Annotated in this window: 24 protein-coding genes; 13 read left to right on the forward strand and 11 right to left on the reverse strand. The window is 63.4% G+C overall.

Going from position 1 to position 25890, the window contains the following annotated elements:
• Positions 1-151 precede the first annotated feature (151 nt).
• Together P9254_RS00935 and P9254_RS00940 are read left to right on the forward strand one after the other, a co-directional pair.
• Complete coding sequence (locus P9254_RS00935; RefSeq protein ID WP_066992723.1) at positions 152-382, forward strand: DUF1289 domain-containing protein; 231 nt, start codon at positions 152-154, stop codon at positions 380-382.
• 28 nt (positions 383-410) lie between these two features.
• Positions 411-1115 carry a TIGR02281 family clan AA aspartic protease gene (locus P9254_RS00940; RefSeq protein WP_278054191.1) on the forward strand — a complete coding sequence of 235 codons (705 nt, stop codon included), beginning with the start codon at positions 411-413 and terminating at the stop codon, positions 1113-1115.
• 72 nt (positions 1116-1187) lie between these two features.
• Here P9254_RS00940 and dusA read toward each other — a convergent pair whose 3' ends face one another.
• Entirely contained in the window at positions 1188-2186 is a 999-nt protein-coding gene (gene dusA / locus P9254_RS00945; protein WP_278054190.1) for a tRNA dihydrouridine(20/20a) synthase DusA, read from the reverse strand.
• Positions 2187-2609: 423 nt separating this feature from the next.
• Between dusA and P9254_RS00950 the strand changes: the two genes are divergently transcribed.
• Genes P9254_RS00950 through P9254_RS00960 form a run of 3 tightly spaced genes read left to right on the forward strand, consistent with a single transcriptional unit; the run spans position 2610 to position 4759 of the window.
• On the forward strand, positions 2610-3671 hold the full coding sequence (locus P9254_RS00950) for a glycosyltransferase family 2 protein (protein WP_095800741.1): 1062 nt from the start codon (positions 2610-2612) through the stop codon (positions 3669-3671).
• On the forward strand, positions 3646-4338 hold the full coding sequence (locus tag P9254_RS00955) for a class I SAM-dependent methyltransferase (protein ID WP_127216966.1): 693 nt from the start codon (positions 3646-3648) through the stop codon (positions 4336-4338). Before P9254_RS00950 ends, P9254_RS00955 begins: the two co-directional genes overlap by 26 nt.
• On the forward strand, positions 4316-4759 hold the full coding sequence (locus P9254_RS00960) for a GtrA family protein (RefSeq protein WP_278054186.1): 444 nt from the start codon (positions 4316-4318) through the stop codon (positions 4757-4759). The genes P9254_RS00955 and P9254_RS00960 overlap by 23 nt, the downstream gene beginning before the upstream one ends.
• 3 nt (positions 4760-4762) lie before the next feature.
• Here the strand turns inward: P9254_RS00960 and P9254_RS00965 are convergent, their stop codons facing one another.
• The 3 genes from P9254_RS00965 to P9254_RS00975 form a co-directional block, all read right to left on the reverse strand.
• Positions 4763-5386, reverse strand: coding sequence for a hypothetical protein (locus P9254_RS00965; RefSeq protein WP_245322431.1), 624 nt, complete (start codon positions 5384-5386; stop codon positions 4763-4765).
• Positions 5373-6533 carry a hypothetical protein gene (locus tag P9254_RS00970; protein ID WP_278054185.1) on the reverse strand — a complete coding sequence of 387 codons (1161 nt, stop codon included), beginning with the start codon at positions 6531-6533 and terminating at the stop codon, positions 5373-5375. Before P9254_RS00970 ends, P9254_RS00965 begins: the two co-directional genes overlap by 14 nt.
• Positions 6534-6880: 347 nt before the next feature.
• Entirely contained in the window at positions 6881-7183 is a 303-nt protein-coding gene (locus P9254_RS00975; protein WP_067319945.1) for a DUF982 domain-containing protein, read from the reverse strand.
• Between the two features lie 295 nt (positions 7184-7478).
• Between P9254_RS00975 and P9254_RS00980 the strand changes: the two genes are divergently transcribed.
• The gene (locus tag P9254_RS00980) at positions 7479-8936 is read left to right on the forward strand and encodes an NCS1 family nucleobase:cation symporter-1 (RefSeq protein ID WP_067319942.1); all 1458 of its coding nucleotides are present in this window, start codon (positions 7479-7481) and stop codon (positions 8934-8936) included.
• A 420-nt stretch (positions 8937-9356) separates the two neighbouring features.
• Here P9254_RS00980 and P9254_RS00985 read toward each other — a convergent pair whose 3' ends face one another.
• Complete coding sequence (locus P9254_RS00985; protein WP_127217328.1) at positions 9357-9638, reverse strand: hypothetical protein; 282 nt, start codon at positions 9636-9638, stop codon at positions 9357-9359.
• 247 nt (positions 9639-9885) lie between these two features.
• On the opposite strand from P9254_RS00985, the gene P9254_RS00990 reads away from it, so the two are divergent.
• The gene (locus P9254_RS00990; RefSeq protein ID WP_278054183.1) at positions 9886-11139 is read left to right on the forward strand and encodes a serine hydrolase domain-containing protein; all 1254 of its coding nucleotides are present in this window, start codon (positions 9886-9888) and stop codon (positions 11137-11139) included.
• A 572-nt stretch (positions 11140-11711) separates the two neighbouring features.
• Here the strand turns inward: P9254_RS00990 and P9254_RS00995 are convergent.
• The 5 genes from P9254_RS00995 to tpiA all read right to left on the reverse strand — a co-directional run bounded on the left by P9254_RS00995 (position 11712) and on the right by tpiA (position 16947).
• Positions 11712-12251 (reverse strand): DUF1697 domain-containing protein, encoded by a 540-nt coding sequence (locus tag P9254_RS00995; RefSeq protein ID WP_278054182.1) that lies wholly within the window; start codon positions 12249-12251, stop codon positions 11712-11714.
• Between the two features lie 17 nt (positions 12252-12268).
• The gene (locus P9254_RS01000; protein WP_082953678.1) at positions 12269-13906 is read right to left on the reverse strand and encodes a CTP synthase; all 1638 of its coding nucleotides are present in this window, start codon (positions 13904-13906) and stop codon (positions 12269-12271) included.
• A gap of 249 nt (positions 13907-14155) precedes the next feature.
• On the reverse strand, positions 14156-15280 hold the full coding sequence (locus tag P9254_RS01005) for a L,D-transpeptidase (protein ID WP_278054181.1): 1125 nt from the start codon (positions 15278-15280) through the stop codon (positions 14156-14158).
• A gap of 213 nt (positions 15281-15493) precedes the next feature.
• On the reverse strand, positions 15494-16018 hold the full coding sequence (gene secG, locus P9254_RS01010) for a preprotein translocase subunit SecG (protein WP_095800752.1): 525 nt from the start codon (positions 16016-16018) through the stop codon (positions 15494-15496).
• Positions 16019-16179: 161 nt separating this feature from the next.
• Positions 16180-16947, reverse strand: a complete 768-nt coding sequence (gene tpiA / locus P9254_RS01015) for a triose-phosphate isomerase (RefSeq protein WP_278054179.1) — start codon at positions 16945-16947, stop codon at positions 16180-16182.
• Positions 16948-17091: 144 nt separating this feature from the next.
• Here tpiA and P9254_RS01020 point away from each other — a divergent pair, with 144 nt between their 5' ends.
• From P9254_RS01020 to lexA, 6 genes are all read left to right on the forward strand, one after another.
• A complete protein-coding gene (locus tag P9254_RS01020) occupies positions 17092-18984 on the forward strand; it encodes a peptidyl-prolyl cis-trans isomerase (RefSeq protein ID WP_095800753.1) in 1893 nt (630 codons plus the stop codon).
• A complete protein-coding gene (gene trpD / locus P9254_RS01025) occupies positions 18981-19991 on the forward strand; it encodes an anthranilate phosphoribosyltransferase (protein WP_066992683.1) in 1011 nt (336 codons plus the stop codon). Before P9254_RS01020 ends, trpD begins: the two co-directional genes overlap by 4 nt.
• Before the next feature lie 4 nt (positions 19992-19995).
• Positions 19996-20808, forward strand: coding sequence for an indole-3-glycerol phosphate synthase TrpC (gene trpC / locus P9254_RS01030; protein WP_442920286.1), 813 nt, complete (start codon positions 19996-19998; stop codon positions 20806-20808).
• Between the two features lie 2 nt (positions 20809-20810).
• Complete coding sequence (gene moaC / locus P9254_RS01035) at positions 20811-21290, forward strand: cyclic pyranopterin monophosphate synthase MoaC (protein WP_067319921.1); 480 nt, start codon at positions 20811-20813, stop codon at positions 21288-21290.
• 1 nt (position 21291) lies between these two features.
• A complete protein-coding gene (locus P9254_RS01040; RefSeq protein WP_278054175.1) occupies positions 21292-22497 on the forward strand; it encodes a molybdopterin molybdotransferase MoeA in 1206 nt (401 codons plus the stop codon).
• Positions 22498-22613: 116 nt separating this feature from the next.
• The gene (gene lexA / locus P9254_RS01045) at positions 22614-23348 is read left to right on the forward strand and encodes a transcriptional repressor LexA (protein WP_066992799.1); all 735 of its coding nucleotides are present in this window, start codon (positions 22614-22616) and stop codon (positions 23346-23348) included.
• Here lexA and P9254_RS01050 read toward each other — a convergent pair.
• Positions 23332-25794, reverse strand: coding sequence for a ComEC/Rec2 family competence protein (locus P9254_RS01050; protein WP_278054174.1), 2463 nt, complete (start codon positions 25792-25794; stop codon positions 23332-23334). The genes lexA and P9254_RS01050 overlap by 17 nt on opposite strands.
• Between the last annotated feature and the right edge of the window lie 96 nt (positions 25795-25890).

Here is a 25890-nt window from a genome sequence, read left to right on the forward strand (position 1 = left end):
TCTCTTTGCAGGAACAGCCAGCGGCATAGCCGCCTTCACCGCCTGGCACAACCGCCCGGCAATGCCGCGAAAGCGCCGGTCGGTGGCGCATCGCGAAGGGCTTGCATTGGCGTTGCGGTTGCACCATGTGGAGTGAAGGCAAGAGAACAGCATGACCGCCATCGAGTCTCCCTGCATACTCGTCTGTTCCATCGACATGAAAACCGGCTTCTGTTTCGGTTGCGGCCGCACGCGCGATGAGATCGCCGGGTGGATCGCGATGACGCCGGAAGTCCGGCGTGCAGTCATGGCCGAGTTGCCGGCGCGGCTGGAGACGGTCGAACGCCGGCCCCGCCGCGAGACGCGCCGCGCCCGCATGGCGCGCGAGCGCGGCGTGCTGTGAAAGAGCTGGCTGTAAGAAAGGGCTGGCCATGAATCGCCTGTTCTGGGTCGTCATGCTGGTGATCGGCGCCGGCTTGATCCTGCTGATGATGAATGATTCCGCCGGCCGCACCTTCGGCATCGAGAACAACGATTTCAGCAGGTTGATCTGGGTTGGAGTCCTGGTGGCGGTAATCGGCGCCAGCCTCATTCGCTCTGGCCGGCCGCTCGGTGACATGGCGCGCAACTTCGGCGTCTGGGCGGCAATCGTGCTGGCGCTGATCGCCGGCTACCAGTACCGCTACGAGCTGCAGGATGTTATCAGCCGCGTCACCGCCGGCCTTGTTCCGGGAAGCCCCTTGGCGCTGGGCGTCGACAATGGCCGCGCCACCGTGACGCTCGACAAGGCCGGCAATGGCCATTTCGAGGCGCGAATCCTCGTCAACGGCAGGCCGGTGCGCACGGTGGTCGACACCGGCGCGACCAGCACGGTGCTTACGGCGGAGGACGCCCAGGCGGCCGGCTTCAACCCAGCGGCGCTCAGCTACACCGTGGACGTCTCGACTGCCAACGGCATGGCGCGTGCGGCAACGGTGAGGACCGACGAGATGGCGATCGGCGGCATCGTGCGCAAGGATATGCCGGTGATGGTCGCGGCGCCCGGCATGCTCGAGCAAAGCCTGCTCGGCATGAACTTCATCGGCTCGCTGTCGGGCTTCGAGGTGCGCGGTGACCGGATGATCCTGCGCGACTAGATTTCCCGATTGCGTCCAAAACAAACAGATGGAGCGGTTCGCCGGTGAAACGCTCTAGCCGCCCGATCCGCCTCAAGCGGCTTCGGTTTCCGCCGCCACGAAATCTATTGCCGCGAACGCCGTCTTCAGCACCTCTGGCCCGGCGCCGGGTCTGTTGGCGTCGGTGGACAAAATCTGCCGGTAGCGGCGCGCGCCCGGGAGACCGTGGAACAGCCCGACCAAATGGCGCGTGACATGGCCGAGCCGTCCGCCCTTCTCGATGTGGCGCGCGGCGTAAGCGGCCATGGCGTCCATCAGCGCCGCGTAGTCGAAAGCGACCGGCGCCTCGCCGTAAAATGTGGCATCGATCCCGGTGAGGATGCCGGGCGTATGATAGGCCGAGCGGCCGAGCATGGCGCCGTCGACATAAGCGAGGTGCGCCTCTGCCTGGTCAAGGGATTGAATGCCGCCGTTGATGCCGATGAATTGGTTCGCCATCCTGGCCTTGAGCCGATAGACGCGCGGATAGTCGAGCGGCGGGATCTCGCGGTTTTCCTTGGGACTAAGCCCCTCCAGCCACGCCTTGCGGGCGTGCACCCAGAGCGCATCGGTGCCGGCCGTCAGCACGCCGTCTGCGAGCGTGTCGAGAGCGGGTTCGGGGTTCTGGTCATCGACGCCGATGCGGCATTTGACCGTGACGGGGATTGTCACCGCCGCCTTCATCGCCGCGATGCATTCGGCGACCAGCACCGGCGTCTTCATCAGGCAGGCGCCGAAAGTGCCCGACTGGACGCGGTCGGACGGACAGCCGACATTAAGATTGATTTCGTCGTAACCGAACGCCTCGCCGATCACCGCCGCTTCGGCAAGCTTTCGCGGATCCGAACCGCCAAGCTGAAGCGCAACCGGATGCTCGGCACCGTCGAAGCCGAGCAGGCGCTCGCGTGCGCCATGGATGACTGCGTCCGCCACCACCATTTCCGTGTAGAGCAACGTGCGACGCGTCAGCTGACGGTGAAAGAACCGGCAATGCCGGTCCGTCCAGTCCATCATTGGTGCTATGGCTATTCTGAAATCTTGATACTTCGACATTTTTTTGTTGTTTCAAAAATGTTGGGCCACGTCGTGTGTGGTCTTTTCCCCCACGGGACGGGCCGTTTTTCCGGTTTCCGATGCGTCCGTGCACACGGGGCGCAGACGAATTGGACACCTTCCCTAAACTAAAATCCGGCTCTTGGAGAGCCCAGGTTCGTCACGGGGCATCTTAAGAAAGGTTTTGCGCCGCAGGAACGCCGAGATCGGCGCACGATGCAGCGCCGATCTTTCGCGATCTGGTGGCGCTCCATCCGCCTGAAAAAGATGGGCATCAAAATCCTCGATCCAAGGACTTCTGTCGGTACCCGGTTTAGATTTCAACCGAACGTTGCGCGCCTTTTTTGGCGAGGAACAGCGCCATTTCTTCCGCAATTAGCGCCTGCTTATGGAACTTTCTGGCCGGTGTTCCATTGCAATCCCATGCAAGAATCTGTCCAGCGGATCCGGACGCGGGCACCGTCCCTACGCTACTCTTTGGTGCTGCCGATATACAATGAGGAGGAGGTGTTGCCCCGGCTGGTCGAGCGGATCAGCGCACTGACCGCAAAACTGGACGGAGACACCGAAGTCATCTTCGTCGACGACGGAAGCAGCGATCGAAGCGTGAGCTATTTGCGCGGCATGGTCGCCGCCGAACCGAGCTTCCGCCTGATCGAGCTCTCCCGCAACTTCGGCCACCAGATCGCCATCAGCGCCGGCATGGAAGCGGCCTCCGGCGAGGCCGTCATCGTCATGGACGCTGACCTGCAGGATCCCCCCGAGGTCGTTCTCGACCTGGTGGCGAAGTGGAAGGACGGCTTCGAGATCGTCTACGCAAGGCGCGTCAGCCGCAAGGGCGAAACCTGGTTCAAGCGCGTCACCGCCAGCCTGTTCTATCGGCTGCTGGAGAGGATGACACCGGTCGAGATCCCGCGCGATGTCGGAGACTTCCGCCTCGTCGGCCGGAAGGCGCTGGACACGTTCAAGCGCATGCCGGAGCACGACCGCTTCGTCAGGGGCATGTTCGGCTGGATGGGTTTCAAGCAGGCGGCGGTGCCGTTCGAGCGCCCGGCGCGGACGCTTGGTGAAACCAAATACCCGTTCTGGAAGATGATGCGGCTTGCCATCCATGGCATCATCGGCTTTTCGGAGCGGCCTCTGCAACTGGTGCTGTTGACCGGGTTGGCCATCTCCGCTCTCGCCCTGGCGTTCGGCGCATACGCCATCGCGGCCTGGATCCTCGAAACCGGCGTGATTGCCGGCTGGACATCGACGGTGGTGATCGTGTCGCTGCTAATCGGCATCAATCTTTTCATGACCGGCGTGATGGGCCTTTACGTCGGCAGCATCCATGCCGAGGTCAAACGGCGCCCGCTCTACGTTATCGAAAGGCTGAGTGGCTTCGACCGGCCGATGCGCGTCGCCTCCCGCGACAAGCGCGCTTCGTTTCGCAAGTCCAGGAACGGGGTCACGGCGGATGTCCGAACTCTTCGACAGCTATAGGTCCAGCTACAGTGAGGCAGTCGAGGGCTCGATCCGGTTCTCCGGGCTGCGCCATGATTTCTTCCTGCGTGCCAAGGCCGAGCTTCTGCGACGACTGGTCCTCGAGCAGGACCTCCGGCGGGGCGGCGCAGGCGTGCGCGCGCTCGATGTCGGTTGCGGCGTGGGCTCGCTTCATCCGCATCTCGCCGATGTCTTCGATCGACTCGACGGCTGCGACGTGTCGAAGGAATCACTCGCGCGTGCCAGCGCTGAGAACCCGCACGTCGCGTACAGCGTGTGCAACACCTCACGCCTGCCTTACGCGGATGGCATGTTCGACCTGGCCTTCGCCAGTTGCGTCGTCCACCACGTGCCGCCTCAGTCGTGGCTGGATTTCTTCCGCGAGATGCGGCGCGTCGTTCGGCGAGGCGGACTTGGCTGCATCATCGAGCACAATCCCTACAACCCGCTGACCCGTATGGCGGTGTTGAGATGTCCGTTCGACAAGGACGCCGTCCTGCTTCGCGCTGGCAAGGCGGCATCGCTGCTTGAGCAGGCGGGCTTCCGCGACGTGCACTGCGAGCATTTTCTGCTCCTGCCGTCGGCCAAGCCGCTTGCCCGGAAGCTGGAAGGCGCGCTCGCTTGGCTGCCGCTCGGAGCGCAGTATGCCTGTGTCGCCCGCGCCTGAGAATCGTCGCGTCGCCGGCACGAAGCTCCTAGGGCGCTTCGCTTCGGTCGGCCTTGTCGCCACAATCCTCTATGCCGTCCTGACTACAATCTTTGCCCGATCGAACTGGCTCGGGCTCGCGCCCGTCGAAGCCTCGCTCGCCGCTTACGCGGCCGCCGCCCTGTTTTCCTATCTGGCGCACAAATCCTTCACCTTCATGTCGGCCGGCTCGCACCGGTCGCAGGCGCCGCGTTTCGTGTTGCTGACCATTGCTGGCCTCGCTATGGCTTACGCGGCACCGTACCTGCTGACGGTGACATTCGGCCTGCCGCTTGCCGTTCCCGTTCTCCTCACTTCCTTGGCCATCCCAGTGCTTAACCTTCTTGTGCTCGATCGCTGGGTCTTTGCAGAGCGCCGCCTGCGCGATGACGGGCCGTCCTGAGGATCAAAGCGTGTCCAACCGAAAAGATCTCAGCTTGATGGCGCGGTTGTAGATGTTGCTCGCATCGGCGCTTTGCGGAATGCCGTCGGGATACTCGATGGCCATGTCCAGTGTCGCCTTGCCAGCCAGCACGGCGTGCGGAATGACGAAGGACACAGTTGTCGCCACATCGCCCGACAGCGTCCCCCGATACACCTCGGTCCCATTGGCCGACACGACGATCCTCTGCCAGGTCTGCGGCGGGCGAATAACGGCGGCCATTTCCAGCGTTGCCCGAAGCCCGTCGCGGAGCGGCGGCAGGGTAAGGCGCAGGCGAGAGCTCTCGCCCAGCGAATGGGTGCCGTCCGCTACTGGCCCCGACCAGCCGCAGACCATCATGGTGGTTGCTTCCCGGGCGCCGTCGGAGCGGAACGATACGGTCCGGCCTGGCGTGTAGCGCCCCACGGCGTCCCGGTTGAGGCATGTGGTGGTCTTGTCGATGTAATAGGCGCGGTAATCGTCGCTGACATTCGGGCTGAGGGCAAGCGCCAGGATGGCGATCTCGGCTGCCGCAAGTGCGCCCGCCAGCGCGTAGCCGGCACCCAGGATTACCGGCCTGGTCGATTCCGTCAGCTCAGACCAGCGCAAGATAGCCTCCAAGCCAGGCCACGGTCATGAAGTAGCAGGTGAAGAGGAAGACAATCAGCGCAGCGACCAATGTCGCCTTCGAGCCCGACAACAGCACCGCCGTCAGCATCGTCAGCGGCGCGAGGCCGACGACATAGCGGACCATCGAAGCCAGATTCGAGGTCAAAGGCAGGATGATGGCCATGGCGCAGAACAGGGCCGCGCCAATTTGCCTGCGCGCCGCGAGCACCGCCGCCAGCGCCAGTCCCACGATTGCCGTCGACGCGCTCCATTGCGGCGCACTGGGCCACCAATCGGCCCCGGGGTGATAGGACAGCCCCGCCCAGAGGAACAGCAGCGGGTTGCCGGCCACGCGCCCGAACGCGCGCTGGACATGCACGAAGGCAAAGCCGTCCCCGACCGTGACGTAAAGGTAGAGCATGTAGGCGAACAGGCCGGCGGGCGAGATGAGTATGGCGATGATGAGATCCGGCCGGCCGAGCAGCCAGCGTGGGAAGCCGATGGCCGACCCGCCCTTGGCGCGATGCTCCTCAAACATGCGAATGACGATCGCGAACACGGCCAGCACGCCGACGACCCGCGTTGCCGAGAGCAGCGCGCAAGACAACCCCGCGGCGAGATGGTTCGAGCGTTTGAGCGCCAGGAAGAGGCAGGACGTCAAAAGCACGAAGAGCGGCTCGGTGAGGAAGGTGGCAAAATAGAACGAGAACGGGCCGCTCAGCAGGAAGGCGCAATAAAGCACATAGGCCCGCATGTTCCTGTCCATGAGCGGCCATGCCACCAGGCACGAGACATAGCCGCACGCCAGCGATGCCGCCGTCGCAATCGCGATCGTGGAGAAGGGCAGAATCGTGCGGACCGCCGCCACCAGCATCGGATAAAGCGGAAAGAACCCCCAGCGCCCGACATTGCTGCGGCCAGGAATGGGAAAACGCTCATAGCCCTGTTCGGAAATGCCGACATACCAGGAGCAATCCCATTTGCAGAAGGCGCGGGCATAGGCCGCTAGGCTCGGATCCGGCGACACCGATGCGAATGCGGCGTAGCGGATGACAAGACCGCTCAACAAAAACAGCAGCGGCACTGCCGCCACCGCGATCACCGTGAGGCGAATGCCGCTCTTCGCACGCGCCACATCAACTGCCAAATCCGCCTCCAACCGCCCGGATGGCATCCGCGTCGTGCCGGCATCCCTCGCCAACACGCCTCTCGGTCCAACGCTGCATACCTAAAGGGGCGGTGGGATTTTTAGTTCCGCTGCACGATATTCCAGCCGGCATGGCATCCGGTGGACAATCTGCCGGTAGAGCGCCGCCGGCAGGCGATGGAACAGCCCGGCGTGTGACACGACCAGCCGCTGGCCCCGGTGGAAGCCTCCCTCACACGCTCTTTCAGGGAGAATTGAAACGAAGCAACTCGTGCCAGTAAGCACACAACACCACCGAGACGTCGGCCTCCGGCCGACGTCTCATGCTGCCGAAGGATTCGAACGTGCTAGCGCCTTAGAGCGTAGACATTGTCCATCGAAACGCCACCCAGAGGCAGCGCCATCTCGTCGTCGAGAATCCGAGTGATGCGGGCAAAGCCGACAAAAGCCTTTCTCGCCTCCTCAGCCGACATCTTGCCAGCCATAGCTGCCGAGCAGCAATTCACGGCGCATTGATAAACGGGGCCGCGCCTCCCCGTTGGCCACTTCCGCAGGAACACCATCGCTTCGGAGACGCTGTCGACTTCCTCCAAGGGGTATCCCTGCCCACGCGCGATCCGCACTGGGGTAAAGAAATGCAAGCGATCCATCACTATCCTCCCGGTCGACCGCAAAGCGGCCGAACCCGCATAAACGCATGTCCAGGGGTTTGGTTCCACACAATTTTGGTTGCTGGTCGAAAAAGTTCGGAACCGGACAGGGCGCGATTGGCAAGCCGACTCAAGTAAAGGCGATTCCTGTTTTGGCGCGACGAGAAGCGCGATTCTCATTGAATGACTTTAAGGCCAAAGCCGGCAAATGGATTGCTTGTAGGTTCCCCAGCGTCAGGCTTACCCTCACCAGTTAACGCGGGGACGCCGCGTTTTGCAAAAGGGGACAGTTGCAATGACTATACAAGGCGCTTCGCCGGACCTCTACAACGAGGATCTGGCTCCGGCAACAGTCAGGAACTGGGGGCCGTTTTCAATCTTCAACGTCTGGACTTCCGACGTCCACAGCCTCTGGGGCTATTATCTCGCCGCGAGCCTTTTTCTGTTCTGCGGCGGCTTCGTCAACTTCATCATCGCCATCGGCATCGGCTCGCTGATCATCTACTTCCTGATGAACCTTGTCGGCTATGCCGGCGTGAAGACTGGCGTTCCCTACCCCGTGCTTGCGCGCGCCTCCTTCGGCATCTGGGGTGCCAACATTCCGGCGCTGGTGCGCGCCGTCGTCGCCTGCTTCTGGTATGGCGCCCAGACGGCCGCCGCGTCGGGCGCAATCGTCGCGCTGCTGACGCGGCTGCAGTGGTTCGACGAATTCAACCGGACCTCGCATCTGCTCGGCCATTCCACCCTGGAGGTGATCTGCTTCGTCGTCATATGGGCGCTGCAGCTTTTGATCATCCAGAAGGGTATGGAAACGGTGCGGCGCTTCCAGGACTGGGCCGGACCCGCCGTTTGGGTGATGATGCTGATCCTGGCGATCTATCTCTGCGTCAAGTCGGGCACCTTCGCCTTCACCAGCGATATTCCGATGGACGTGCTGCTCGACAAGACCAAGGATGCCGGCGTGCCAGGCGAGCCGGGTTCGTGGACCGCGCTGTTCGCGGTGGCGGCAATCTGGGTAACCTACTTTTCGGCGCTCTACCTCAACTTCTGCGACTTCGCCCGCTACGCGCCCAACAACGCGGCGCTGCGCAAGGGCAACATCTGGGGCCTGCCGGTCAACCTGATCCTGTTCTCGCTGGTCGCCGGCGTCACCACGATCGCCGCCTACGACGTCTATCACGAGGTGCTGCTCCACCCCGACCAGATCTCGGCCAAATTCGACAGCTGGTTCCTGGCGGCGCTTGCCGCGCTGACCTTCGCGGTGGCGACCCTGGGCATCAACGTCGTGGCGAACTTCGTCTCGCCGGCCTTCGACTTCTCCAACGTCTTCCCGCGTCAGATCGACTTCAAGAAGGGCGGCTATATCGCGGCGCTGATCGCGCTGGTGCTCTATCCGTTTGCGCCGTGGGAAGGCAGCGCTGCCTCCTTCGTCAACATCATCGGCGCGACGATGGGGCCGATCTTCGGCGTGATGATGGTCGACTATTATCTGATCCGTAAGGGCGAGGTCGACGTCAACGCGCTCTACCGCGAAGATGGCGAGTTTCGCTTCCAGGGCGGCTGGCACGTCAACGCCTTCATCGCCGCCGGCATCGGCGCGATCTTCTCCTCGATCCTGCCCAACTTCACCAACTGGCTGCCGTCCTGGTGGGGCGTCTATGGCTGGTTCTTCGGGGTCGCGATCGCGGGCGCCGTCTACTATGTGCTGCGCACAATGGCGCTCGGCGCCGGCGCACGCATGGCCAAGGCTTAACACAGTCGGGGCGGCGAAAGCCGCCCCATTTGCTTCGTCTCACTTGCCTACCATTTCGGGCCAGCCAATGCGGGCGTCTTTGCGCTCGAAAAAGTTGCGTCAGGGCAGTTTGACCTCGGGCTCAATGATGTAATGGTAGGATCCATTTCTTCAGGAGAGACAGCGACCACGTCCTTGCCTGTTGAGTCTATATAGCTGTCCGTAACAGCAAAGCCCGCCAGAAGCTGGTCGTCCGTGAAAGGATATCAGGAACCGAATTCGTGGGAGTAAGACGCGATAGCCAACCTTGCCAAATCCGCGTTGTCATATAGACCGACCTCGTAGTCCCCAGTGCGGGCCAAACAGTCCATCAACATCGGAAGAGTAAAACCCTTTGTCCTCGAGCACGCATTGAAGGAGCGCGACCCTGCGATCAGGAACTTAGCTTTTGGTCAGTTGAAACACCGGATCCTGCGATCCGCCCGCTGCCCGCCGAACACCGGCAAAGGCGACGAGAAACGGCAGGGTTGAGCTTGCGAGCACGTGCCTTCGTGTCACCGGAACGGTGGAAGTCTCCGATACTTTCGGAAGATTCCCGCTTTTCGCTTCGGACCAATATTTTCGAAGTCGAACATCGCCATTCTCCAAGCCGCGGAGCACCATTTTGCTGGCACTAACGCCGGCCAGGCGAGTTCTGCCAAAGCGCTCCACGCCCAGCGACAAACCTTGGCTCCGGACCTTATCTTATCGTATCTTTGCCTCGGAACGGAGCTTACGCGGAGGGGCGCAGGTTGGAGAGGCGAGTTCCCGTCCGGGTTGAAAATGTTCGTTTATACGAACTTGCGCTCGCAAATCAACGCCGGCGGTGTGCACTCCCCAAGAGCTCCAAAACGCCCTGCGCTCGACTTTTCGATCCTTGACTGCTCACCATGATGTTCGTTCGACCTTTTTCTAAATGTGGAGAATGGCAATGGAAGAGAATGGGTTTCGTCTGATCGTCCGCTGCATCGGTTCCGTCGCCCTGTTTGCTTTTTCCTCCCAATATGCATTCGCAGCCGATAGCGCGCGATGCGTTGCGAACATCGAAAAAGTGATTGCCGATGGGTCCGTTCCGGCCAAGGCAACGCCGCTGCCCTCGAAGCTCAGCGCGAAGCTTGACGCTGCGGTTCGATCCGCGCTGCCCAAGACGGCGGCACCGGGTGTCATCGTCGGCGTGGTGACACCTTCCGGAATATGGAAGGCGGCGTATGGCAAGGCCGACCCTTCCGCCGGCACACCCATGGCTGTGGGGATGCACACGCGCATCGGTTCAGTTACCAAGACATTCACCGGCACAGCGATCATGCAGCTGGCCGAAGCTGGGAAGCTGTCGCTTGACGACAAGATCCAGAAATACGTACCCGGCATCCCCAATGGCGATCGGATCACGCTCCGCCAGCTCGCCGATATGACCAGCGGCATTGCGAGCTATACCCAAAGTGCAAAATTCCAAGATGTCTTGTTCTCCAAGCCTCAAACGATCTTCACGCCCAAGGAGCTGGTGGCCATCGGCGTGGCTGAATCGCCTCTCTTCGAGCCCGGAGCCTCGTTCAACTATTCGAACACCAACACTATCCTGCTCGGCATGGTCATGGAGCAGGTTACTGGAAAGACCGTCGGCGAGGTTTTCAAGGAGCAGATCTTTGATCCGCTGAAGCTCAAGAACACGTCCTGGCCGGGTGACTCGGTGGATATGCCGGTGCCCTATGCTCAGGGCTTTACCCTGCAGGGGGATTTTGCCAAGCCGGATGCACCAAGCAACGCGACGAACTGGAACCCATCCTGGGGATGGACTGCAGGGGAACTGATTTCCAATATCGACGATTTGCTGGTTTATGCTCGGGCACTGGTCACCGGGAACGGCTTGCTGGGGGCAGCTGCGCAGAAGGAGCGGCTGACCTTCCCGGGCGCGGCCGGCTACGGGATCGGCGTCGGTTGCATCGGCGGCTGGGTGGGCCATACGGGCGAACTGCCAGGCTACAACACGACCTTGTTTTACAAGGCAGGTGCGGACATAGCCGCCGTGGTCCAGACCAACAGCGACATTGCTTCCGGCGATTGCAAGGCGGAGCCGACGCTGACCGACGATCCACGCGACACGGTCTGCTCTTCGCCTGCAACGCGTGTATTTGTTGCGGTTTCAGAGGCTCTTGGCCAGCCGTATACGCCGCCCAACCCCCACTGAATGCCCGATGAGAGCCGAGACGGCTCGACAATTTTGCAGCGGCTCACCCGTTGTGAGCCGCTCCGTCTCCTCGTTTGAAGCACGGCGGAACTCTGTGTCGGGCTTTCCCGGCATCGCTCTAATATGAACCGATGAGTTGGAACAGGAATCGCGTGCCGGTATCGGCCAGCTCTTGGCTGTCTTGGAACGGTATTGCGACTATCGCCCTTGCATTGAGGTGTTGTCCGAAAGAAGCTGCCACCCCTACCCCGGCCGAGCCCAGTTCTGCCTCAGTGTAATCCACGCCCGTGTCGTGCTAGGCGCTTGTAAGCCTGGCTGAGATTTGCTCACAAACTCACGAGTGCCCCATGACATGTAGACTTCAGCAAATCTTATCAAATCCCCCGTTTTGCCAGGTTCTCGAAACGAGAATCATCTCCAGATTGCGTGAAGGTGTTTCTCAGCGGCCTTTCATCGGAACGGTCGCCTGCCTCAGATTTCGGTGAACGATCGAGGAATCGGATTCGCCCTGCTCCGGCGCGGAGGGTTGAGACTTGAGTAGTCGGGGCGGCGAAAGCCACCCTTATTTCAACCTATTTGGCGACCATCTCGGACAGTCTGCGCACCGTGTTCCAGTTGCGCGATGTGCCGATCCCCATGCGCTTGTGGTTTGCTGCGGCGAGCAGCCGCGAGCTTGGCCGCTCGCGCGAAAAGACGACCCAAATATCGCCGTCGACCGACAGCACCTTCTCGTCCGCGGCGGCATAGGCTGTAAGAGCCGCTGCGGCTTCTTCCGGCGCCGGCCGGCGCATCACCCGCACCGCGACCTGATCGCCGGTTTTTGCCGATTCGTCCGGGAACGGATTGGCGGCAGCAAGCTTCAGCCAGTCTTCTGCGCCGCGCACGATGATATCGACATGGCGGCCGAAAGTCTCTTCGAAGGCCTTTTCCAGCCGCCGTTCGAGACCCGAAACGCTGGCCGTCCGCGCCTCGAAGACCAGATTACCCGTGGCGACCAGCGTGCGGACGTTTTTCAGCCCGATGGCTTCGGCCATCGCCTTGAGCTCGGACATGACAACGCGCCGCCCCTCGCCCAGGATGATGCTGTAGAGCAGCGCGACGTAAGTTCGCATGGTCGCCGGCCGATCGTTCAGACCAGCCGCGACTGCTCCACCGCCGCTTCGATGAAGCTTGCGAACAGCGGGTGCGGCTCGAGCGGGCGGCTCTTCAGTTCAGGGTGGTACTGCACGCCGATGAACCAGGGATGGTCGGGATATTCCACCGTCTCCGGCAGCACCCCGTCTGGCGACATGCCGGCAAAGACCAGGCCACAATCCTCAAGCCGCTGCTTGTAGTCGATGTTCACCTCGTAGCGGTGCCGGTGGCGCTCGGAGATCTGCGTGTCGCCGTAGATCTCGGCGATCTTCGACCCCTTGGCGAGGTCGGCTTGATAAGCGCCGAGGCGCATGGTGCCGCCGAGATCGCCGGTAGCCCTGCGCTTCTCCAGCATGTTGCCCTTCAGCCATTCCGTCATCAGGCCGACCACCGGCTCCTCGGTCGGGCCGAATTCGGTGGAAGAGGCATGCTCGACGCCGGCGAGCGACCGCGCAGCCTCGATGCAGGCCATCTGCATGCCGAAGCAGATGCCGAAGTAAGGCACCTTGCGCTCGCGCGCGAACTTCGCGGCCAGGATCTTGCCCTCGGAGCCGCGCTCGCCGAAACCGCCGGGAACGAGAATGCCGTGCACCTTCTCCAACCACGGCGTCGGGTCTTCCTTTTCGAAGATCTCGCTCTCGATCCAGTCGAGCTTGACCTTGACGCGGTTGGCAAGCCCGCCATGCGACAGCGCCTCGATCAGCGATTTGTAGGCGTCCTTGAGGCCGGTGTATTTGCCGACGACGGCAATCGTCACCTCGCCTTCCGGATTGTGGATGCGGCTGGAGAGCGCCTGCCAGGGCTCCATCCGCGGCTTCGGCGCCGGATCGATGCCGAATGCGGCGAGCACTTCGGAATCCAGCCCTTCCTTGTGATACGCCATCGGCACGTCGTAGATGTGCGGCACGTCGAGCGCCTGGATGACGGCGCTCTCGCGCACATTGCAGAACAGCGAGAGCTTGCGGCGCTCTTCCTTGGGGATCGGCCGGTCGGCGCGCACCAGAAGGATGTCGGGCGCGATGCCGATGCCGCGCAATTCCTTGACAGAATGCTGCGTCGGCTTGGTCTTCAATTCGCCGGCGGTAGGGATGTACGGCATCAGGGTGAGATGCACATAGACCGCGTTGTTGCGCGGCAGGTCGTTGCCGAGCTGGCGAATCGCCTCCAGGAACGGCATCGCCTCGATGTCGCCGACAGTGCCGCCGATCTCGCACAGCACAAAGTCGTAATCGTCATTGCCTTCAAGGACGAAATGCTTGATCTCGTCGGTGACGTGCGGGATCACCTGCACGGTCGCGCCGAGATAGTCGCCGCGCCGCTCGCGCTCGATGATGTTCTTGTAGATGCGGCCGGTGGTGATGTTGTCCTGCTGGTTGGCCGAGCGGCCGGTAAAACGCTCATAATGGCCGAGATCGAGATCGGTCTCGGCGCCGTCGTCGGTCACGAACACTTCGCCATGCTGATACGGCGACATCGTTCCGGGGTCGACATTGAGGTATGGATCGAGCTTCTTGATCCGCGCGCGATAGCCACGCGCCTGCAGAAGAGCCCCAAGAGCTGCTGCAGCGATGCCTTTTCCGAGTGAGGAAACCACGCCGCCTGTGATGAATACATATCGCGCCATGGGAGTCATCGCTTAACGCGGCCTGATTGATTCCGCCAGAGAAAAAACCGCCGCGAAGGCTTTTTCCCAGATGGCGCTGTGTCCGGACGGGCATTTCTCTGAAGCATGCCGCCCAAAACTGTGCAGTGGTTTTGGGAGAACGGCAGGCATCAGAACAGAAACTCGAAAGCGCGGCACCAGCGTCTTTCAACGCGACGCGCTTTGATCAAAGAAAAAGGGCCGGTGGTGCCGGCCCTTTCGGCAGTTTGCTTCAACGCGTTAGATAATAACGACCTTGGTGCCGATCTTAACGCGGCTGTAGAGATCCATGACGTGCTCGTTGATCATGCGGAAGCAGCCGTTGGAAGCGCTGGTTCCTATCGACTGCGGTGCAATGGTGCCGTGGATGCGCAGATGCGTGTCCTTCTTGCCGTCATAGAGGTAGATGGCGCGCGCGCCGAGCGGGTTTTCGCCGCCACCGGGCATGCCGTCCTTGTACTGGCCATAGTGCTTCGGCTCGCGCTTCTGCATGTCGAGCGTCGGGATCCAGCGTGGCCATTCCTGCTTGTCGCCGACGGCCACCGTCCCCTTGAACTGCAGGCCTTCACGGCCGACTGCGATGGCGTAGCGGCGCGCGGTGGAAAACGATTCGACGAGGTAGAGACGGCGAGCAGTCGTGTCGATGACGATCGTCCCGGGCTCATAGCCGGTGAAGGCGACGTCCTGCGGCACGAACTCCGGCTTCACCTTGAACGGCCTCTTGGCATCCTTCTTGGCGAGCGCCGAATCAAGCGCGCGGGTCTCCGGCAGGTAGTTGATCGAGGTCACCGAGGAACCGCCGAACAGGCCGGCGAACAGGCCGCCGCTGCTCGCCCGCTTCTGGCCGGGTTGTTCGCTTCGCAACTCACCGTTGTTGCCGGTGGCCGTGATGTTCATCGCCTCGGCCGGCATTGGCTCCTCGGCCTGGAGCGAGGCGATCGGCGCCACGGGCGTGAGCGGTTCGATGATCTTGACGGTCTTCTTCCCGGGCTTCGCATCAGCCACTTCGGCCGGCGCGGCCGAACCCTTTTTGGAGAGCCATTCCTGACGCGCCGCATCCGCCTTGGCCTTGGCCGCCTCACGCATCGCCAGCTTGCGGGCTTCGAGCGCCTTTTGCTTGGCCGCTTCCTTGTCGGCAGCGATCTTGGCCTCGAGCTTTTCGATCTGCGCGAGGTCGTCCGGAGTCGGGTTTTTCTTCTTCTTGAGAAGCCTCAGCTGCGATGCGTCGCTCTTGGCGGCGACGGGAATTGCGTCGGTCTTCTCTACCGACGGCGAAGCGGCCAGATTTGCCGGTGAGGCAAAGGCCGCGGAGCCCATGCCGAATACGGCACAGAATCCCAAAAGGATGAAGCTGCGAAGCTGCATGGCGAAGATCCGATTTTCTATGCTAGTTGCCCAACGGCGTCGCCCGGCGCCCCCCAAGGACGCCGAAAAGTGCCGCGCGCAATCTATAATCGATTAGCCAGCGCGCCCTCAAGCTGAGCGACGCGTTACATTTGGTTGAATCTTCGTGATCGAGCGGCATTTGCCGCGACTGTGTTCAAAGAACAACAGATCGCGGCAGCAATGCTTGTCCGGCTACTGGTTCGGAACCTGCGGGGTGACCGGCAAGGTAACGCCGTTCGCGGCCGGCGGCGTGGTCGGATTCGCGGGCGCCGGTGTTGCGGGAGCAGTGGCCGGGGCCGTGGTGGTGCCGCCATTCGACAGCGGCGTCGTGGTTGTCGTTCCGCCCGACGGGGCGGCCGGCGCGGTGCCGCCAGCCGGCGCCGCCGGCGGCGAGCTGCCCACCGGACCGGTGGCGCCCGGCAATTGGTTGAGCACGCCCTTGCCGGCATTGCCCGAGGTCGAAGCCGGTGCCCTGTCGAGGATGTCGATCGGCTTCTCGCCGTAGCGGGCAAGGATGGAGAGCGCGAGCGAGGTCACGAAGAAAGCCGCGGCCAGGATCGCAGTCGCGCGGGTAAGCGCGTTGGCTGCGCCCCGCGCCGTCATGAAACCGGAACCGCCACCAATGCCGAGACCGCCGCCTTCGGAGCGCTGCAGCAGCACCACGCCGACAAGGGCGAGCACGACCATAAGATGAACGACGATCAGTACCGTTTCCATAATTTATCCTGGCGAGGCCTTGCGCGGCCGCGCATACGACCGGTGATTTGGAGGCGGCTCCTTACAATGCTTTGGCGGCATTTCCAAGCCCGTGGCCGGGAATATGGGGAGCAATGCGGCCATTGCAACGATTTGGGCCGCGCCCCTGCCGCCGTCTGCGGCTATGACATGTGCATATAGGCTTCGGCAATGGCGAGGAAGTCGGCCGCCTTCAGGCTTGCGCCGCCGACCAGCGCGCCATCGACATTCTCGACGCCGAGCAGCTCCACAGCATTGGACGGCTTGACCGAACCGCCATAGAGAATGCGCATTCTGGCCGCGGCATCGCCGAGCAGCGCCGTCAGCTTGCCACGGATATGGGCATGCGCCTCGGCGACGTCGGCCGCGGTCGGCGTCAGGCCGGTGCCGATGGCCCAGACCGGCTCGTAGGCGATGATGGTGTTGGCGGCGGTGGCGCTCGCCGGCACCGAACCGTCGAGCTGGCGCGACAGGACATCGAGCGTCGCGCCGGATTCACGCTCGGCGCGCGTCTCGCCGATGCAGATGAGGGCCACCAGCCCTGCCCGCCAGGCGGCCGAAGCCTTGGCGTTGACGATCGCATCATCGTCGCCGCATTGCTCGCGCCGCTCGGAGTGGCCGATGATGACATGGCTTGCGCCGGCATCCTTCAGCATCTCGGCCGAAATCTCACCCGTATAGGCGCCGCTCTCCTTGGGGTGGCAATCCTCGCCGCCGGCGCGAACCGGTGTCCGCGAAAGGATCTCTGCGGCCTGGTGAAGCAAGGTGGCCGGAACGCAGACCAGGGCTTCCGTCTCCGCATCGAGGCCGCTCATGAAGCCGTTGCCGATCATCCTCAACTCGTTGAGCGAGGCCCTGGTGCCGTTCATTTTCCAGTTGCCGGCAACGAGCGGACGGATTCCAGGGGTCATGGCGTCGAGTTCTCCAGGCAACATAAGGCAGCGCCCTCACTACCAAAATCGGGCCACAAAGCAATCGACAGTGGGCCGGAAGGACGCTATTGCGCTTGTTTCAGAGTCGGCGCATGCGAAAATGCGCAAAGATCGGAAGTGGGCATGCTTGGTATTTTGAGAAGCGCGGCGGGCACCTGGGTCGCGAAAGCTTTGCTGTCCTTGCTGGTGGTGAGCTTTGCCGTCTGGGGTATTTCCGGGCGCCTGTCGGGAAGCTTGGCTGGCCATCATTCGGTGATTACCGCCGGCGGCACCACCGTTTCGATCAACGAATACCGCCTCGCCTACGATCGCCAGATCAACCTGCTGTCGCAGCAATATGGCCAGCGCATCACGCATGAACAGGCTAAGCTGCTCGGCCTCGACAACCAGGTCCTGGCGCAGCTCGTCTCCGGCGCCGTTCTCGACGAGCAGGCTCGCAAGCTCGGGCTTGGCCTTTCCAAGGACCGGCTGGCCGAGCTGACGCGCGAGGATCCGGCCTTCAAGGGTCCAGGCGGCCAGTTCGACCGCAGGACCTTCGAATATCTGCTGAGCCAGATCGGCATGCGACCCGAGGACTATCTGAAGAACCGCTCGCAAGTGGCGGTCCGCCAACAGATCGTCGAGGCGATTTCCGACGGGCTCAAGGCGCCGCAGACCTTCCTGAAGGCGGTCGCGCTCTATCGCGGCGAGGACCGCACGATCGACTATCTCGTCCTGCCGAAGACACTCGTCCAGCCGATCGAGGCGCCGTCCGACAGCGCGCTGAAAACCTATTTCGAAGCCAACAAGAAGAACTACGCCGCGCCGGAATACCGCAAATTCTCCTATATCCGGCTTGAGCCGCAGGACATCATGGACCCGACGGCGGTGACCGACAGCCAAGTCGCTGAGGACTACAACAAGAACAAGGCGCGCTATACGACACCCGAAATGCGCACCATCGAACAGCTGGTGTTCAAGACGCCGGACGCGGCCAAGGCGGCATTTGACTCCCTGAAGGCCGGCGCCACCTTCGACAAGATCGTCACCGCAGAGGGCAAGACGCAGGCCGACACCGTGCTCGGCACGCTGGCAAAGGACAAGATCGCCGACAAGGCGGTGGCCGACGCAGCCTTCTCGCTCAACGTCAACGAGGTCAGCCCGGTGGTTCAGGGCGCCTTCGGCCCGGTGCTCTTGCGCGTCACCGAAATCAAGCCGCAGGTGGTGAAGCCGCTTTCGGAAGTGTCCGACCAGATCCGCAAGGATCTTGCGCTCGGCGAGGCAAGCCGCGTCCTGCTCGACGTCCACGACAGCTACGAGGACACCCGCGCTTCCGGTGCCTCGCTTGCCCAGGCGGCCGACAAGCTAAAGCTCAAGGTCGTCACCATCGACGCCATCGACCGTACCGGCCAGCGGCCGGACGGCACGATCGTCAACGACCTGCCGCAATCGGCGGACCTCATCAAGGCCGTCTTCGAGGCCGAGCCGAACACCGAGAATGAAGGCCTGACCACTGCCGCCAACGGCTTCGTTTTCTATGAAGTCCAGTCGATCACGCCGGCGCGCGACCGCACGCTGGACGAGGTTCGCCAGAAGGTGGTGGCCGACTGGACCGCGGCCGAGACCGACAAGCGGCTCACCGCCAAGGCCGGGGAGTTGGAAAAGCGCCTCAAGGCCGGTGCGACGCTCGACGTGATCGCGGGCGAGCTGAAGCTCGAGAAGCAGACCAAGCGCGGCCTGAAGCGCGAAGCCGACGATGCCGATTTCGGCAAGGAGGGCGCGGCGGCCATGTTCGGCGTCGGCGAAGGCGGCACGGGCCTGATCCCCTCGCCCACCGGCGACGGTCAGATCCTGTTCAAGGTTGCCGAAGTCTTCGAACCTGCCGGCGCCGATGGCAGCTCTGTCCCGGAAGACGCGCAGAAATCTTTCAGCGCCGGCATATCCGACGACCTGCTCGATCAGCTGGTGGCGCAGCTGCAGTCGCAATATGACGTTCGTATCGATCCGGCCGCCGTTTCCCAAGCACAGACACGATGAGCGCGCTTAAGACATATATCGCCAAGGTCGCGACCGGCACCGCGCTCTCCTTCGAGGAAGCGCGCGAGGCCTTCGACATCATCATGTCGGGCGACGCGACGCCGGGGCAGATCGGAGGCTTCCTGATGGCGTTGCGCGTGCGCGGCGAGGCCGTGAGCGAGATCTCCGGCGCGGTCGCCACGATGCGCGCCAAGATGCTCCGCGTCGAAGCCCCGCGCGGCGCCATCGACATCGTCGGCACCGGCGGCGACAATTCGCATTCGGTCAACATTTCGACCGGATCGGCATTCGTCATCGCCGCCGCGGGCGTCCCGGTGGCCAAGCACGGCAATCGCGGCCTGTCCTCGCTGACCGGCGCGGCGGATGTGCTGATGGCGCTAGGCGTCAAAGTCGACATCGCACCGGAGACGATCGGCCGCTGCATCCAGGAAGCCGGCGTCGGCTTCATGTTCGCGCCAGCGCATCATCCGGCGATGAAGCATGTCGGTCCTGTCCGGGGCGAGCTCGGCACGCGCACCATCTTCAATCTGCTCGGGCCGCTGTCGAATCCAGCCGGCGTCGGCCGGCAGATGGTTGGCGTCTTCCTGCCCGAATGGATCATGCCGGTGGCTGAGACGCTGAAGGCGCTGGGTACCGATCATGCCTGGATCGTGCACGGCGACGGTTATGACGAGATCACCACCACGGGCGAGACGCAGGTCGCAGAGCTCGCCGGCGGCGAGATCCGCACCTTTACCCTCACTCCGGAAGCGGTCGGACTGAAGCGGCATAACAAGGAAGATCTGCGCGGCGGCGAAGCGGCCTACAATGCCAGGGCATTGCGCGATATGCTGGGCGGCGCTGCCGGCGCTTATCGCGACACCGTGCTGATGAATGCCGGCGCCGGGCTGGTGGTGGCCGGCAAGGCGACGACGCTCGGCGATGGCATCGAGGCAGCAGCGCAGGCCATTGACAGCGGCCGGGCGCTGGCGGTGCTCGACAAGCTCATCGAGATTTCGAACGGTTAGAATTTTGTCCGATATCCTGCGCAAGATCGAAGCCTACAAGCGCGATGAGATCGCCGCCGCGAAGCTCAGCGCGCCGCTTGCCGAGGTCAAGGCGAAGGCCAAGGATGCGGAACCCCCGCGCAGCTTCCTTGCGGCGCTTGAGGCCAAGCGGAAGGCCGGCGGCTTCACGCTGATTGCGGAGATCAAGAAGGCCAGCCCTTCCAGGGGCTTGATCCGCGCCGACTTCGACCCGCCGGCGCTCGCCAGGGCCTATCAGCAAGGCGGTGCTGCCTGTCTTTCGGTGCTGACCGACGCACCGTCCTTCCAGGGCGCGCCCGGCTTTCTGACCGCAGCGCGCGCCGCCGTTGGCCTGCCCGCCCTGCGCAAGGATTTCCTCTTCGACCCGTATCAGGTTCATGAAGCCCGCGCCTGGGGCGCGGACGCGATCCTCATCATCATGGCGAGCGTCGACGACGCCTTGGCCAGTGAATTGGAAGTCACGGCCTTCGATCTCGGCATGGACGCGCTGGTCGAGGTGCATGACGAACAGGAGATGGAACGCGCGCTTCGCCTCTCGTCGCGGCTGATCGGCATCAACAACCGCGATTTGAGAACCTTCGAAACCAGCCTCGACGTTTCCGAGCGGCTTGCCGCCATGGTCCCGGACGACCGGCTGCTGGTCAGCGAGAGCGGCATCTTCACCCATCAGGACTGCCGGCGGCTGGAAAAGAGCAAGATCGGCACCTTCCTCGTTGGCGAAAGCCTGATGCGGCAGGCCGACGTGGCCGCCGCGACCGCCCTTCTGCTGACGGGCAAGGCGCCGGCCGAGGCCGTTTGAGGATGCCCGCGCTTACGCATCTCGGCGCCAAGGGCGAAGCCAACATGGTCGATGTCGGCGGCAAGGCCGAGACGACGCGCACGGCCATCGCCGAAGGGTATGTCACCATGCAGCCGGAAACGCTGGAGATGATCCTGGCCGGCGACGCCAAGAAAGGCGACGTGCTGGGCACGGCGCGCATCGCCGGCATCATGGCGGCCAAGAAGACGCATGAGCTCATCCCGCTTTGCCATCCCCTCCTTCTCACCAAGGTTGCCGTCGAGATCGAGCCCGACCACGCGCTCCCTGGCCTGAGGGTCAGCGCGCTTGCCAGGGTTACCGGCAAGACCGGGGTGGAAATGGAGGCGCTGACCGCGGCGTCGGTCGCCTGCCTCACCATCTACGACATGGCCAAGGCAGCGGACCGCGCCATGGCGATTTCCGGCATCAGGCTGGTCGAGAAGACCGGCGGCAAGTCGGGCGACTACAAGGCCGGTTCTTAGCATGGCTTTGCTTCCGGTCGCCGAGGCGCTCCAACGCCTGTTGGACGGCGCGACCGCGCTGCCAGGCGAAAGCGTGCCGCTGGCCGAAGCAGCCGGCCGGGTGCTGGCCGACCCGGTGGTGGCTCTGCGCACCCAGCCGCCCTTCAATGCGTCGGCGATGGACGGCTATGCCGTACGGGCCGCCGACGTAGCCTCGGCGCCGGCCCGGCTCTCCGTGATCGGCATGGCGCCCGCCGGGCGTGGCTTCACCGGCTCTGTCGGCAAGGGCGAGGCCGTGCGCATCTTCACCGGCGCGCCGCTCCCCGAAGGCGCCGATACCATCGTTATCCAGGAGAATGTCCGCGATCTCGGCGGCGGCGGCATCGAAGTGACCGAGCCGACCGCGGAGGGACGCAACGTCCGTCGCCGCGGCCTCGACTTCTGCGAGGGCGACCTGCTCCTCGAAAAAGGCCGCCAGCTCGATCCGGCGGCGCTTTCGCTGGCGGCATCGGCCAACCATCCGAGTCTCAACGTGGTGCGGCAGCCGCTGCTCGCCATCATCGCCACCGGCGATGAATTGCTGCCGCCGGGCAGCGCGCTCGGCCCCGACCAGATCATCTCGTCGAATGCCTGTGGCGTCACAGCTACGGCCCAGTCGGTCGGCGCGCGCTCGCTCGACCTCGGCATCGCCGCCGACCGCAAGGACGCGGTCGCGGCCCTGGTCAAGAAGGCGGTCAAGGCCGGCGCCGACGTCATCGTCACGCTTGGCGGCGCCTCCGTCGGCGACCACGACTTGATCCATGACGTGCTGACCGGCGAAGGCATGCAGCTCGACTTCTGGAAGATCGCCATGCGTCCCGGCAAGCCGTTGATGTTTGGCCGGCTCGGCGACATTCGCTGCATCGGCCTGCCCGGCAATCCGGTCGCAAGCCTGGTCTGCTCGCAGGTGTTCCTGAAGCCGCTTCTGGCGCGGCTGGGCGGCCGGTCCTGCCGGCAGGAAATCCGCACGGCCCGGCTAGGCGCCGCAATGCACGCCAACGATCTGAGGCAGGACTATGTGCGCGCCGTGGTCCGCGAAGATGCGGGGGGGTTGATCGCAACACCGTTCGGCATCCAGGATTCCTCGATGTTGAGGATGCTCGCCGATGCCAATGGCCTGATCGTGCGCCAACCCTTCGCACCGGCGGCTGAAGCCGGCGAGGAATGCACCGTTCTGATGTTACGCTGAACAAAACGTCAACACATTCACTAAACTTTAAACGGTTGCGGAACACAACTGGAACAGATAGTGTTTGTTCTGGGTTTGTTTTTCTGATTCTGGTTTCAGAACCCATGGGGGCCGCCATGCTGACGCGCAAACAACATGAACTGCTGATGTTCATCCATGAACGGCTCAAGGAAAGCGGCATTCCGCCGTCTTTCGATGAGATGAAGGAAGCGCTCGACCTTGCCTCGAAATCGGGCATCCACCGCCTGATCACGGCGCTGGAGGAGCGCGGTTTCATTCGCCGGCTTCCGAACCGGGCGCGTGCTCTTGAAGTGCTGCGCCTACCTGACTCGATCGCGCCCGGCCTCAATGCGGCGAAGAAATTCTCGCCGAGCGTCATCCAGGGCGGCCAAGGCAATCTCGGCCGCCAGATCAAACCCGCGGCGCCCGCCCGCACGCCGACGCCCAGCAATGACGACGACGCCGTTTCAGCCGTCTCCATCCCGGTGATGGGTCGCATTGCCGCCGGCGTGCCGATCGACGCCATCCAGCACCAGACGCATTCGATCACAGTGCCGCCGGACATGATCGCGGGCGGCGAGCACTACGCGCTCGAGGTCAAAGGCGATTCGATGATCGAGGCCGGCATCTTCGACGGCGACACGGTCATCATCCGCAACGCCAGCACTGCGAGCCCCGGGGAGATCGTCGTGGCGCTGGTCGATGACGAGGAGGCGACGCTGAAGCGCTTCCGCCGCAAGGGCGCCTCCATCGCGCTCGAGGCTGCCAATCCGGCCTATGAGACGCGCATCTTCGGTCCCGATCGCGTCAAGGTTCAGGGCAAGCTCGTCGGGCTCATCCGCCGCTACTGAGGGGCTGCGGCTTGGCTTTCGGCTTCTCGGGCTTCTTGTAAGGCGCCAACCCCCTCGCCTCACGCGAGTAGCGCCGCTGTTCGTGCCAAGGGCGGTACGGTTTTTCGACGGCGTATTGAATGGTTGCTCGCGCCGTCGCCGATTGCGGATCGAAGAAGACGGCGGCACTGCCGTCGCGCGCGAGCTGCCGCTTGGTGACAACGAGGACACGCGGATCGCGGCAGGGATTGTAGGCCGTGGCGTCGTTGATGACGATGAGGTCTGCGAAGTCGCAGGCAGGCCGGGCAGCTTCGCGTTTTTCGGCGAGCGCGACGATCGCGCCTGATGGATGCCGGCCAATGCAGAGATCGCCCGTGCAGTAAAAGGGCGATCCAGGCGGCAGGTCGACGGGATCGGCTATGTCCAGCGTGCCCTTGGCGAATGTCTCCGGCGGCACGATCGTTTCGGCCTTGAGCGCGCGTTTCCAGTTATCGGTGGTGAACTCGTTCGAGCGGGCACGATTGATGGCGAGTTCGCCGCCGCCGATCGGCATCGCCACCAGATGCGCGTCCTCCGAGATCAGCAGGTCGGGCGTGCGCACCTGCGGGATCATCATGACGGCCGCGGCAGCGAAAGGAATCGCGGCCAGCCTGAGCCACGTAGTCGCCATCGTGGCGATGACGAGCGCGATCGTCGCCAGCAGCACCGAATGGATCGAGATCAGGCCCACGGCATCGACCGGCGACCACTCCGAAATCCACGCCGAGATCGCGATCATCGCCGCCAGGCCCTTGCCCATCAAATAGAGGAAGGGCCCGTCGAAGCCGAACGGCATCATGACCGCGCTGGCGACGGCGAGAAACATCACGATCGTGACGATCGGCATGATCGCGAGATTGGCCAGCAGGCTAAGCGGCGAGACGCGCTGGAAATGCCAGATGGCAAACAGCGCCGTGGCACTTCCGGCAATGATCGACGTCATCGCGGCGCCACCTGCTCCGACTGCCAGTTTGTGCGACATGAACCGCAGGAACGAACGCTTTGCCGGCGGCGCTCTCACCTTGCCGGCGCGGTAGTCGGACCAGCCGGCATAGGCGCCGACAAGGGCGGCGGTTGCCGCGAACGACATCTGAAAGCTCGGGCCAACCACTTCATGCGGCGACACCAGGATGACGGCGATGGCCGAGATCGCCAAATTGCGCATCGTCAGCGCGGCGCGGTCGAAAAGCACGGCGATCAGCATCACGGCCAGCATGATGAAGCTTCGCTCGGCGGCGACCACCACGCCGGAGATGAGGAGGTAGGCGGCGATCGACATAAGCGCGATTGCCGCGGCATATTTCTTCACCGGCCGGCGTGACGAAAAATCCGGGAACAGCGCAAAGGCGCCGCGCAGCAGAAGCATGACCGTGCCGGCGACCAGCGCCATGTGCAGGCCCGAAATCGAGATGATGTGATAGATGCCGGTCCGCCGCATCGCCTCGTTGATGTCCTCCGGAATGCCGGCGCGCACGCCGACGATCAGTGCGGCGGCAATTTCGCCTTCGGGTCCGCCGACGGTGCTTCTGATGTGGTCGGCAATATTTTCGCGCGCGTTCTCGATGGCCGAGGCGATGCTCGTCTGGCCGATCGGGTCGGTTGGCGGAATGAGTTTCGGGTCGCCGAGGAAAAATCCGCTGCCGCCGATGCCGGAAAAATAGCTGTCGAAGGAAAAATCATAACTTTCCGGACGGACCGGCCCTGTCGGCGGCAGGAGCCGCGCGTAACCCGTCACCAGCGATCCGGCCTTCATGCCGGCCGGGATCCTGCGTGCCGAGACCCTGACGCGATCCGGTGCGTAGCGCAGCTTTGGATGCGCGGTCGAGACGAGATCGATGGTCAGCCTGACGCGGCCATTGGCCATTTCCTCGGCGATGACGACGCGGCCTGTCAGCCGCGTCTGGATTTCGGAGCCGAGCATCGGTGTAGCGGCGCGCCAGGTCTCGACCTTCGCGGCGACGAAGCCCAGCGCGCAAAACAGCGCCGCCATAAAGACCAGGTGTGTCTTCAGCCAGGGGCGCGAAACCGCCGCGCATAGAGCCATCAGCGCCACCGCCGCCAGCGGTCTGTAAAGATCCGGCTCGGCGCTCACGGAATAATAGAGTATCACGCCGGCGGCCAGGAACACCGGCACCAGCAGGAAGCCGATGCCGCGGTCGAGCTCGGTTGAGGCTGCCTCGGCCACACCCCGGCGAAACACGGAAAACGAGGCACGGCGGAACCGCCTGCGGATTAAGTCGATGGCCGCCGGCGGAGGAGCTTGTAGCGAAGCATCGCCGTCCGGCGGCAAAATCTCGGTGGCCGGACGCGGTACGGGAACCAAAACCGGTACTGCCTCGGCAGGTATGGTGTCGGCAAACAGCAGGCGCTCGCTCACGCCAGCCGCCGTCTCCTCGCCCTCCTCCGCACCCCGGCCACGTCCAGCCATCGGGTCTGCCCCTTGCGCCCCAGACCTCCTATGCTACATGAACGCCCACCGCGCGAAAGTCCGCGCAATCATGCCCGCTTCAGAGCTTCTTCCGAG

The sequence above is a fragment of the Mesorhizobium sp. WSM4983 genome (assembly GCF_029625765.1).
In the GTDB taxonomy this organism is placed as follows: Bacteria; Pseudomonadota; Alphaproteobacteria; order Rhizobiales; family Rhizobiaceae; genus Mesorhizobium.